The sequence below is a fragment of the Acinetobacter sp. YH01009 genome (assembly GCF_013420765.1).
Classification (GTDB): Bacteria; Pseudomonadota; Gammaproteobacteria; order Pseudomonadales; family Moraxellaceae; genus Acinetobacter; species Acinetobacter amyesii.
In genome coordinates this window covers 1-12245 of sequence record NZ_VOYE01000028.1, presented here as the reverse complement: position 1 = coordinate 12245, position 12245 = coordinate 1, and the positions used below count along the sequence as shown (strand labels likewise).

The following is a 12245-nucleotide window of genomic DNA, read 5'->3' as shown; positions in this document are numbered from 1 at the left end:
AATACCAACGAACAGCCCAAAGAATGATTTCACCTTGAAAGTGCCGACCGTGGAAGGGATTCATCTGCTGTATCTCGAAATAAATAAGATATTTAGCTTATCATGTCAGCCTATTTGCAACAGTGCCGCTTTGATTGCTTCTTCTACTGTTTCGTACTCGGTGTACTCCCCATTTTCAATCTCTTTAAGAGATTGAAGCAACTTTGCTACTGCTGTTGGGGTCAGAGTTGGTTCTTTCGCATAGTCAAAAGCTAATGGAACAGTTCTTGTTTTCACCACCTGATTTAAAAAAAGTTTAAATGCTTGTGGCATTGTTAAACCATATTCTTCAAAAATATGATTTGCATTATCCCTCAAGTCTTCTTCTAAACGCATATTAAAATTGACTGCGGACATGGTTAATTCCTCTAAAAACCAATAATGTAAAGACAATATAAGGCATTATCTTTACATTTTCATTACTTTTGATGTAATAAATGGTTTCTAATCGCTAAATTTCGTATAATCGCCATTATGTTAAATAACTTTTAGAAGCTTTAGTACAAGCTTGACAGATTGTCTTATCATTATAAAATAACCTTATTCAAATCATCCTCCCAAGAGTAACGCCAATGAAGTAAGTCATTTTCTCATCATTATTTTTAAACTTTTGATGTGCAAAATAGATTCTACTTGTGGCTATATATTCTTGGTCTCTACTTTATATCCTAAATAATATATTGTTTTTTATAAGTTAATCTTCACTATTTTGCATATCCTCTACATGAGGAATTTTTTATGCAACATGCATGTATTGCTTCAAACTTAAATTTAGAATTTTCTACACAGAAAATGTTTGATCAGCTAAACATTACGCTTTTATCAGGACAGGTTTCTGCATTAATTGGACGTAATGGTTTAGGTAAATCCCTATTGTTCAGAATATTAGATCAAAGCCAAGCTTTAGATATTCATTATAGTGGTCAAGTTTCATGGAATATCCAACATGATTATTTGGCACAATTAGAACGCCTTAATGCTGAAAATATTGCACAAGCATTAGAGGTAGATCATTTACATCATGCTTTTCGGCGTATAGAGAACAATACAGCTAGTTTTGATGATTATGAGTTAGTTGAAAATACCTGGGATTTACCACAAAAATGGCAAAATATACTTGAAAATGCTGACTTACCTACGGATTTGAACTTTCCAACAGAAAAACTGAGTGAAGGACAAAAAACAAAGCTGGCTTTATGTCGTTTGTTTTTAAAAAAGGATCACTATCTACTTTTAGATGAACCAAGCAACCATTTAGACTCAACATCTAGACAATGGTTAATTGAGAGTATTTTGGCACACCCTAGTGGTGTATGCCTGATTAGTCATGATCGCCAATTACTCAATCAAGTCCAACATATTTATGCTTTAACTGAATTAGGCTTACAACACTACAAAGGTAATTATGAGCATTACATTCAACAGCATCAGCTACACATGGATGCATTAACTCAGTCTATTAATAATGAGAAAAAAGAATTAAAGCAGTTAAAACAACGGCAACATGATAGCTTAATGAAAGCGAATAAACGTCAATCTAAAGGCAATGAACTTCGTGATTCTAATTCTCAAGCAAAGATTTTTCTAGATTTCAAAAAGGAAAATGCTGGACAAAGCTTAGGTAAGCTACGTGCCCAACAAACTCGACAAACTGATGATTTGAAAAATAGTCTGATTAATAGGCAGACCATTGTAGAAAAAATCAAAGCTCAGAAGTTTGAATTCCACTTACAGAGTACGAAGCAAGGAGAGATTTTAAGAATTCATGATTTAAAGCTACCCCATACAGCAACAAATAAAATTAATTTTGCATTGAAAGCTGGCGAAAAAATCCATCTTAAAGGTGCTAATGGAATTGGTAAATCAACCTTATTGAAATTGATTTCTACCCATCAACGTGATGATATTTTCTTTAGTGGAACATGTTTGTATTTAGATCAAAACTTTAGTTTATTAAATAATGATTTATCCGTAATCGAAAACCTTGCACTTTATAACTCCAATCTTACTGAAGTTGAGTGGAGAAATTTGTTAGGTCAGTTACGTATTCGTCGTGAAAAAGCTTTATTAAAACTATCAGAACTGAGTGGTGGTGAAAAATTGAAAGTCGCATTATTAGCAATGAGTCACTATCCTGATGGTATTGATTTATTATTGCTTGATGAACCAGAAAATCATTTAGATATTGAGTCTAGAGAGCTTCTATCGCAGGCTATTAGCCAATATCAGGGCGCTGTAATTTTAGTTTCACATGATCATTTTTTTGTTGAACAGTGTGAAATATCTGAAGAGTATTTAATTGAGTAAAATGACATTTTCAAATATATAGATTTATTAGTTCTACTAAAATTAACATAATACACGTTATACGAATTCCCAAGGCATGGCTTTTAGTCATGCTTTTTTTATCAAAAGACTATACCTGAATGATAGCGAGCCAAATCGCATACAATATCTATCATTAGACTTAATGCAATAATTAAATGATAGTATTATCATTAATCTAATAGAATTAAGATTAAATGATAGAAATGAATACACGTATTTATCTACGAGCTTCAACTAAAGATCAAGATGCAGAAAGGGCTTTGCAGATTCTTCAGGATCTAAACCAAAACTTGAATTTGGGTGAAACCATTGTGTACGTGGAAAACTATAGTGGTACGAAGTTAGACCGACCTGAATTGAATAAGCTACTGTCAGAAGCAAATCAAGGTGACACATTGTTAGTTGAAAGTATTGACCGCTTATCACGCCTAACCCAACGAGATTTTCAAGAGCTGAAGCGCAGGATCCAGGAGAAGGGACTTCGTTTAGTCGTAGCAGATCTTCCTACTACCTACCAAATGATTCAAACCAGTGACAGCATTACTCATTCAATCTTGGAACTCATCAACAATATGTTGATTGATCTTCTGGCAACAATGGCCCGCCTAGACAATGAGAAACGTATAGAACGTATTAAGCAGGGCCTGGCACGTTCGGGTTACAAACCAACAGGCAAGAAGGCAAATGAGGCTAAACATAAACGAATAAAAGAATTGCTAGTAGTTGGCAATATGACTAAGGAAGAAATTGCCAAAGCAGTGAATTGTGGAGTTGCAACTGTCTATCGAGTTGCTAAAGTTATCTAAAAGAGGCTTATCTCAACGCGCCCCCAATGGGGCACCGCTGCATTCAGGTTACTTCACATAAGAAATTTTATGTTAAATGATTGTTAGAAATGCCCCTTGATCGAGGCATTTTCTATAAAGAATACTAAAAACTAATTAAAGCCAACCAAGTTTCAAAACAAGGCAGTTCTCAGCAATCATATTTTTAAATTATATAACTCCCAACTGAGCTTTTGCTCCAACGATAAGGCTTTCATTTTGAGTTTCTAAGGCAAATAAACCATACATCAAAGGAGAGGCCGCTGCTCTTTCTAAAGTCTGTTCATATAGTTTATTCCAAACTTTACCCCCTAGTTTTTCATACTCGATGATTAGAGTTTTGAGGCTTTCTTCTCCAAACAAAGTTACATGCCCAGCAAAATCAATCGCTGGGTCATCTATATGGGCTGTTGACCAATCAATAACGCCTGAAACAGCTCCATCCTTTGAAGCTAGTACATGCCCAGCATATAAATCGCCATGTATAAATTGGGTGAAATCTGCCCATAGAACATCATTATCCAACCATTTTCTGTAGCGGGTTTCCAATTGCTCACTTATACCAATTTCAGATTTTACTAACTGCAAATTGTTTGCTATTTCAGGTCTTAAATCTGAAGGTTTCATAATTTTCAAATCATTTTCCCGAACTTCTTTTTCAGGAATACTATGGATTTCAAATAAGGTTTTTGCCAAAGATGTTATGTATTTCGGGCTATCTTTGTCCATATTCCAAATTATTTCATAGGTTTCAGCATCCAAATTTAAAACAGGATTATCTTTAAGTATGGGATAAGCCACTAATTCTGTAGATGAAATTCTCCAATCAGGAACCTCTACAGAAAGATGTTTTTTTACCAATTCTAAAATGCGTTTTTCTTTCTTGATTTGTTCCCTCATGCCATCACGACGAGGAATACGCAGCAACCATTGTTGCCCCTTTGTATCAAGAGCAAAAACGACCTTAAAATCAATGCCCATTTCATTGAAATTCATTTTGTCCGTAAGCAACAAGCCGTGTGCTTCAGCAAGTGATTGAATATCTTGAATTGTCATTTTTAATTTCCTTTAAAGAGTTCAATAATTAATGTTCGGATTAGATTGGCTATCATTAACAATCTCTCTCAAAAGTCTTGATGATTTTGTGGTCTTTGATCTCGTAGATAATGTCAGCAATATTATCGACCAATTGCTTGTCATGAGATACGAAGATAATAGTTCCTGCATAGGACTTCATCATTGTTTCTAATGCGGCAATACTTTTTAGGTCAAGATAGTTTCCTGGTTCATCCATAAGCAAAATATTATATTTTCCTAAAAGCATTTTGGATAAAAGCAGTTTGATGATTTCACCTCCCGATAAGTCGGATAAGTTTTTTTGAATATCATTCGCTCCGATCCCCATTGAAGCCAATACTGCACGAATTTCCGCAACTGTGTACTCGCACTCTTCCTGCATAAAGGAGAGCACAGATTTATGCGTGTTAAATTTATATCCTGTTTGTGTAAAGTAGCCAATTTCAGCTTTTGGAGATATGGTTAATCCATCAGCACGTTCTGATATCATTTTTAACAAGGACGTTTTCCCTGTTCCATTCGATCCAGTTATAGCGACTTTAGCGCCAAGCGGTATTATAAAGTTAGCGTCATCAAAGATAGTACGGCTACCAAATTTTAAGCTCAGACCATCTGCCGTAATCGGGAACTTATTGTGCAGTTCTAGGGCTGAACTTTGACGAAAACGAATAGAACGCAAATGCTCTGGTGCTTGAATATCTTCTAATGCAGCCAAACGCTTTTCCATACTCTTAGCTGCCTGATACAGTTTTCTTTGCTTGGTGCCAGTCATTTTTGCATGCCCAAGTCGTCCAGCACTTTCGGTAGAGTTTTTGGATTTTTCTCCTTTTTTCTTATTGTCTAATCGATTAGCTTGCTGGCGTTTTTCTTGCACAGCAGATTCTAATCGCTCCCGTTCCTTCATCATCAGCTCATATTCTACGGCTTGGTGTTGTCGCTCTTCTTCTTTTTGACGCAAGTAATCCGAGTAACCACCCCAATATTCCGTAATTTTACCGTCTTTTAACTCCCATATCTTGTCTACAACCATATCAAGAAAATATCGGTCATGACTGATAACAAGTAATGCTCCATCAAATGCTTTAAGTTGACCAATAAGTAGATCTATTCCATTGAGATCAAGGTGGCTGGTTGGTTCATCCGCTAGAATGCCATGTACTTGTTGGGAAAATGCGGCAGCAATTTTTGCACGAGTTTCCTCTCCGCCACTCATTGTGTCGTTTTGTACATTGGAAACACCAAGGCGAGATAACATTGCCCGGTCTTCGACCGTTTCTATTTCGATTCCGCCCAGTTGGCTGATATGTGCAAAATCACCAAAACGCTGTAATGTCGCTTCGGCTAAAACAATTTCGCCATTAAGTACTTTGAGTAAACTACTCTTTCCTGCTCCGTTATCACCCACAAGACCAATACGGTCATAAGAGTGAATTTCCAATTCATCAATATCCAAAACATCACGCCCAGCATAATCCAAGCGTATGTTTCTCGCTTTAATAATTAAACTCATTTTTATTTACTCCTGTTTAGCTCTTGAAATTTTTTATGCAGCAAACAGGATTTAGGTGAAAACAAAAGCTAGCATCACAGTGTCCTCCCAAAAAAAAAGCTATTCATCCACAGGGTGGACAAATAGCTAGTCAATTAAGTTATAACTGGAAACTATGCACTAAAAGCATACTTATAAATTAAGCATACTTTTACTTTATATATCCGCATATATTCTTAAAGACACAACAAAAGCCCACCATTATAAAATAGTGTCACTATGCAAATAGTTGTGTCTTAACGAATGCGGATAGAATGCATAAACTTACCTAAAAAATAAAATTCAGTTTTATGATAACTTTACTGTTAAAAGAAGTCTAGACAACCTTGTTTTATGCTTGGATATAAGGCTTATTTTAAAATAATAGTAGTGAAGATTTTCTAAAATTAACATAATACACGTTATACGAAATGCTTCTTTTTATTTCATATAAATCATAGTTTTATCGTATAGCAAAAAGCCCAACCCTCTCCGATTGGGCTTTTTTAATGATTGTTCACGTTCCACGCTTAGTATTTAAGCAATGTTTCACGGGATTTGTTAGCTCATATGGATAATCTGATTTTATGGTTTGAAATCCGTTTTTTGATGTAGAGCCTTCAAAATTCGTTTAGCCGTTTCTTCCCTTACACTTTTTGGATCTCGTAAAATCCCACTAATCCAAATCGCAAAAGTAGGATAGTCAGGAAAATTACTTAGATCAGAAAGTTCAGAAAGTTTAGATAGAATAGTGCTGTATTTATTAATTTGGGGATCTGACATATTACAAAATAGCTCTACTGTCTTTGTCTCTCTCTCGGGTGCTATGAGTTTTGGCTTAGGCTTCTCTTTCACAATAAACTTGAAACCAACCACAGACCGTCCTTGTTTAACGTTTTCATAAGTGAGTTCAATGTCTGTATTAGCTGTAATTTCATCTAATGAAGGCTTAATTACACGGTCTTTTAAATTACATAGCTTGTCGTAGGACTTTGGCAAACCTAACTCAGTTTTTATATGCTCTAAGGACATTTCAAATTGTCCCATAGCTTGATATTTTTTTGCTAAATGATATAGGTCGAACGAGTAGTCTTTTTTCAGACTGAGTACGATGTCTTTCTTGTACTTAGTGTATGGATTTAATTTGTCGAACTCTTTGAGCATCAAAAGAACTTCCTCTGGGAAGCATATGGATATTGAACCATTCTCATATATTGCTCTAATGACCCAGTTACAGTAGGTTTTTTTCTTATTATCACCATAGGAAAAATAACGTCTTAACAGGTTTTTACTCGCTTCTTCCATTTGCGAATACGCTGAGTTGGTTTTTATACCGCATTCTTTTGCAAAGCTCTCTGATGTTATGGTGATTGCATCTTTTTCAGTTGCATCAATTATCCGAGCTATAGGACTAGCAAGAATTAATAAGCGTTTTTCATCAATACTCATGCTTTTAAAGCACTCTTGAATCGTATTCTGCATAACAACCCAAGATACAGGGTATGTTTTTTTATAATCCATGAAACTACATTCCGCAAGAAGTAGTTTTTTATATCATATTGATTTATTTTTGCACACGATTTTTGTAGTTTTTAACATAAAACTACATTAAATATAGTGTAGTTTAGTTCATGCCATTTGTAGTTTCTAATCATGCCATTTGTAGTTTCTAATGTGCCAAAATCATGCCATTTGTAGTTTAGTTCATGCCATTTGTAGTTTTTTAAAGTCTGAAAGCCTTGCTATATGTGGTCTGGAAGGGTGTCTAAAAGTATTTAAAAGCTTTTTAAAAGAATAAAAGAGAATTAAAGGAAAAATCAAAGGCTATGGCACTCGCTTCGCTCGTGTCGTTTCAAAAGCAAAACCAAGAGCAAAAAGATTGATAATGCATTCGCTATGCTCATGCTTTTTTAAGATCAAAAGCCCCAAAGTTCGCACCCATTCGGGATGCTCTGTACTTACCGTTTTAGATTAAAAGGGAGTTTGTAATCAGGGAAAAGGCGTTGCTGAAATTTTTATGATGCTCAATCGCTCGTAGACACTCGCTTGGTTTAAACCTGTGAGGTTCAAAAAGAAAAAAACAAAGCGAACGGAGTGTGAGTGACATAAAGATAAATCGCTCATTCCCCCTCTGATTACTGTTTTGCTGAATTAGATTAAAAATCTAATTCAAAATCATTTTTAGGTTTTGGTTTATGCTCAGGTTCATAAGTTTGTTGAGAAGTATTCTGTCTAGGCAATGGATTTTTAATTTCGTAAATATCACTTTTAATAGTCTCAAAACTCTTTAAACACGCTTGATATGATTCTCTTTGCTGTTTCAAATGGTCGTTTTGAGGCTCTAAAATCTTCTCACATTTCAGATATTTCAGCATTTGATTGTCATTTTTGATCATTTTCTCAAATTTATCGTATTCCCATTCGTGGATATTTGAACGTGCACGGCTAATGTACGTTTCTAAATTTTTAGATTTTTTCTTTATGTAATCAATCAATTGTAGTGGGTTTTTATTGTTATAGGCCTCCTGTTGCTTGTCGCATAGTTCTTTGTGATAACCAACGTAATCGGGGTAATAACCGTCACTTCGCAAGTAACTGAAATTCGTAGCCGGTTTTGGCTTGAGTCGAATTTCCGCTACTGTGGTTTCTAGTCGTTCAAGTTGTTGATTAACGCTATTAATCTTTCTACAGTTTCCCCAAGCGTATTGATCTGCTTGCTTTGCGTCTCCAAATCTTCGTAAAAGTTGTTGGGTACTTTCAATTGCAAGATTTTCGAGAGTGCTTTCTCGATGTCCGCCTGCTGTGTGCCAATTGTCATTTGAATGGGTCTTAATTCTATCTTCACCAAGTCGCTGACAATGCTGTTTAAATCCAGTTGATTTAATGCTCTCGCTAATTGCGTTTGTAATTGGGTCTTCAAGTTTTCTTGAAATGCTTGCTGTAACTGCTCCGAAAAGTTGCCCTGCTCTAGCTTTGAAAGCTCTGCTTTCAGTGTCAAAATTAAGGCTTGCTGTGCTTCTTTCTCTGTATTCAGATTGCTGATTTTGCTCTTTAGACTCAGCTCGACTTCGCTGTAGTCGCTCAAAATGGTCTTTAATGAATCGATTTGTTGACTCAAAACCTTGTTTTGCTCGGCTAACAAGTTGTTTTGTTGCATCAATAAGCTGTTTTGCTCTGTCAAAAATTGGTCGATTTCGGTCTGCATGATCTAGTTCCGTATTTGTTTCAAGTAGTTGATCTGGTTTGTAATCACTTGTGAATTCTGTTGAATCATTTGCTCTTGTGCTTTGATTGTTTTTAAATTTGTATTGGCTTGATAGCCTAGATATAAAATTATTAAAAGAATCAGCAGTCCAAAAGCTATCATCCCCCATAGGATGTGTGTTGCTCTCTGGTTGCCCAATTTTTCCGTCAAAAGGCTCTGCAACTGACTCTCTATTGTCTCTCTCTGCCCCTCTATCGCTTGCTGTACTTGGTGTTGAATGCTGTTCTGCAGGAGCTTTTCGTCGATTCTGAGGCTCTGCAACTGCTTGTTGACTTGAGCCTGTAGAGCGTGAATTGAGGTTGAAAACGAATCTATGCTCGATTTCACTTTTGATATTTCCGATAGGTCTATATTCGCTAACTGCGTTTGCAGTGCGTCTATTTGCTCCGTATAGCTCGCTGTTAGCGATTTTATGGCTTTGGGTGATAGATTCCCTATTTCGGTCAAAATCGCTCTGAGATGCGATTTTATGGCCGATGTTGTCTGCTGTACTTCGTTTAAAAGTATAGTGCTGTTGGTGATAGGTCTCTCGCTTTGCTCGATAGTCATCTCGAACGTTTTCAGCGTTTCGGAGAGCTGTTGCAAGCTCTGCTGTAGTTGGTCGGCTTTCTGCTGCTGCTCTGAGATGCTCTGAATAAGCGTTAATTTCGAATTGTTCATGATAAAAGTCGCCTCTAAGTCGATGTCTTTTGCCACTTTTCAAAGTGGCAGTTAAGTATTCTTTACTTTGTTTGACCGATGCGATTCCTTCCAGTTGCTCAATACACTGGACAATATCTGCTCTGTTTTTTACTGTCAGAGTCCTTAAAAATGTTTGTACGTAGTTATCAACGAGCTTGCCAAACTGCTTTTTTGTAAGCGCCTCAAGATCTTGACCTGTAAAAATATTTTTAGCTTGAGCGTTGAGTTTTGCGACATAGTTTGGCTCTTGTGTCGTTTTCATCAAAAGCAGATCATCGGGGCGTGACCACTGGTACTTTGTGTTGAAGTAATCACGTAAAGAATCAAAATGCTTTTCATGGCCGGGTGGGGCAATATTGAGTGATTTACCGCTTTGAATATCTAGGCGTGGTGCTAGAACGTGGATATGCTTCGAGCCGTCATCGTCTGTGTGAAGCACGGCAAAAAGGTGGTACTGTGAGGGATCTAGTCCCGAAAAAGCATGCTTTTCAAACTCGTCTAAGACTTCTTTTATTTGTTCATCTGTCGGACTGTCTTCTTTTGACCATGCGATCACGCCACTGGTGTACTTCCACAAATGTGGACTTGAGTCACAGATGGCGTTAAATGTAGTCGCATCACCACGCAAAACATCAACACCTGCCCGAACATTGCCAAGATGATCGAACTTATCTAAAACATACGCTGAAGCGTGTGCGGCCGATCCTTTACCGTGATTTAAAAATTTAATATGCACTTTCATCCTCCTCAGCAAGCTGTATCGAAGACAATTGCTTTTTAAGCCTTTCAGGGCTTTGTCTGCTGATTTTCGGAAGTGCAGGAAATACTTGTTCTAACTCGGTTTGAATGCCTTTTAAAACTGAAAAAATGCTGAAAATATCTAACTTGCGTTGCTCTTGCGGATCAGCATTTTTGATGATGTTCAATGCTCGTGCAATTTGGTTTAAGTTGTTCCCGATTTTGGATAGCTCAAGCAGTAAAGCAGGATCTGTTTTTTGATAGCGTTTAACCACTTCAATCACTGTTTTAACTTTGAGTCTAGGCTTCCTTTCATATTCTTCTGGTCGTCTTACGGTTACAGCATCTTGCATGATTTCCCTTTGAATTAAAGAGAGAATGAAGTCTGTAAAATTCGTGTTCTCTTTTTCGAGGTGCTGCTCAAGTTGTTCTAGCTGTAACTCTGTGAGTCTGAAAATTTTAGTTTTATTTCGCATATACACATCCCACTAACAGGCTTTTGGTTTTGCTTTTAAGTCAACTTTGTTGACTTGCCCATCTTGATGGGCTTGGGGTCTTAGGGGTTTCCCCTAACAAGTCCCTGTATATCAAAATTCGAAGAATTTTGTATATACAGGTAGGCTTGCTTATCTTATTTAGTCATCTAATAGTATTCTACTATATCGTGAAAGATTTATATAAAAAGATCAAAAAAAGGGTTTATCAGCTAATAATACCTAAATTTGTATATGAGTTTTTATGTTGAAATTATGATGGAAATGGGGACTGGCTCATTTACATAACTTTTAAAGGGGAGAAGCAATCCAATAGCCGTAGGTAGAACAAACTTCAGGAATAAAGCGAGTAACAGATTTTGGTATTACTGATGACGGCCCTCCACTAAGGATAATTTCATTACCTATAAAAACTTTATGATTATTAAATTTATTGGTGATGCTAATCCTACCGTCCTTTGTATATTCTAACTCATGATTATTAGCCCAAATAATAAATGAACCGGTATCACTACCAAGCCGAATACAACCATAAGGATCTACATGCAATTTCCCACCAGTAATGGTTACTCTTGAACCAGAATTAGCATGTTTAATAAAAATGATAGGTTTTACTGACTCTATGGAGTTAGATACGGGTTGGGACTTCGCTATACAACCAGTAAGCAATGTAATAATTATAAAAATTTGAGCTAAATTTTTTATTCTCATATTGAACTCTTTGAAGGCCATGCAATGCTTAGCTTCTTTTCAAACTTTCTTATCGTGCAACTAGCGTAAAGTAGCTCGATGCTTTGAAACATGGCTAAAGCCATATTTCAAAGCATCGAGCTAAAATTAGCCAAAAATCTCTGAATGGCTATCTAACTGGTGTAACTCTAAAATGTCATCCCCTACGAGCCTGTAAATCAAGACTAAATCAGGTTTAACGTGACAATCTCGACAATTCTTAAACTCAGCACCACCTTTTAATGGGTGATCTAGGTATTTTTCAGGCAATGGACTATTAGCAACTAAACAGTCCAGTACCTCAGCCCATTCAGCCGTAACTAAATCTAAGTAACGTCTTTTAATATTTCGTTTAAATGAGTTGGTTACGATGATCTTTCGTTTAGCCATGAGCTTCATCCGACATGGCTTTGATGGCACTGTTGCAAATAGAGATTTGAGTCGATGATGTTCCCTTTAAAAAGTACTTAGAGACCGAAAACCCTGTTGATTAGACACACTTCACCCTGAGGCTGACCATAATAAAATGACGATGCTTGTCC

10 protein-coding genes and 1 pseudogene are annotated in these 12245 nt (G+C 36.4%); 2 read left to right on the top strand and 9 right to left on the bottom strand.

Annotated features, from left to right (window positions below; genetic code table 11):
- Positions 1-105 precede the first annotated feature (105 nt).
- Complete coding sequence (locus FTT76_RS17005) at positions 106-396, bottom strand: type II toxin-antitoxin system RelB/DinJ family antitoxin (RefSeq protein WP_180190646.1); 291 nt, start codon at positions 394-396, stop codon at positions 106-108.
- Between the two features lie 381 nt (positions 397-777).
- Between FTT76_RS17005 and FTT76_RS17000 the strand changes: the two genes are divergently transcribed.
- Together FTT76_RS17000 and FTT76_RS16995 are read left to right on the top strand one after the other, a co-directional pair.
- Complete coding sequence (locus FTT76_RS17000) at positions 778-2346, top strand: ATP-binding cassette domain-containing protein (protein WP_159124549.1); 1569 nt, start codon at positions 778-780, stop codon at positions 2344-2346.
- Between the two features lie 215 nt (positions 2347-2561).
- On the top strand, positions 2562-3173 hold the full coding sequence (locus FTT76_RS16995) for a recombinase family protein (protein WP_015060246.1): 612 nt from the start codon (positions 2562-2564) through the stop codon (positions 3171-3173).
- Between the two features lie 189 nt (positions 3174-3362).
- Here FTT76_RS16995 and FTT76_RS16990 read toward each other — a convergent pair whose 3' ends face one another.
- The 8 genes and pseudogenes from FTT76_RS16990 to FTT76_RS16955 form a co-directional block, all read right to left on the bottom strand.
- A complete protein-coding gene (locus tag FTT76_RS16990; RefSeq protein WP_000155092.1) occupies positions 3363-4247 on the bottom strand; it encodes an Mph(E) family macrolide 2'-phosphotransferase in 885 nt (294 codons plus the stop codon).
- A gap of 55 nt (positions 4248-4302) precedes the next feature.
- Positions 4303-5778: an ABC-F type ribosomal protection protein Msr(E) gene (msr(E), locus tag FTT76_RS16985; protein WP_000052512.1), complete on the bottom strand. Its 1476-nt coding sequence runs from the start codon at positions 5776-5778 to the stop codon at positions 4303-4305.
- Positions 5779-6381: 603 nt separating this feature from the next.
- Positions 6382-7317, bottom strand: coding sequence for a replication initiation protein (locus FTT76_RS16980; RefSeq protein WP_159124544.1), 936 nt, complete (start codon positions 7315-7317; stop codon positions 6382-6384).
- A 635-nt stretch (positions 7318-7952) separates the two neighbouring features.
- Positions 7953-10484: a relaxase/mobilization nuclease domain-containing protein gene (locus tag FTT76_RS16975; RefSeq protein ID WP_218946026.1), complete on the bottom strand. Its 2532-nt coding sequence runs from the start codon at positions 10482-10484 to the stop codon at positions 7953-7955.
- Complete coding sequence (gene mobC, locus FTT76_RS16970; RefSeq protein WP_159124546.1) at positions 10468-10956, bottom strand: plasmid mobilization relaxosome protein MobC; 489 nt, start codon at positions 10954-10956, stop codon at positions 10468-10470. Before mobC ends, FTT76_RS16975 begins: the two co-directional genes overlap by 17 nt.
- A gap of 309 nt (positions 10957-11265) precedes the next feature.
- A complete protein-coding gene (locus FTT76_RS16965; RefSeq protein WP_159124550.1) occupies positions 11266-11685 on the bottom strand; it encodes a hypothetical protein in 420 nt (139 codons plus the stop codon).
- Positions 11686-11811: 126 nt separating this feature from the next.
- Complete coding sequence (locus FTT76_RS16960; protein WP_159124547.1) at positions 11812-12093, bottom strand: type II toxin-antitoxin system YafQ family toxin; 282 nt, start codon at positions 12091-12093, stop codon at positions 11812-11814.
- Between the two features lie 77 nt (positions 12094-12170).
- Positions 12171-12245: pseudogene (locus tag FTT76_RS16955) on the bottom strand (IS6 family transposase); the annotation flags it as partial.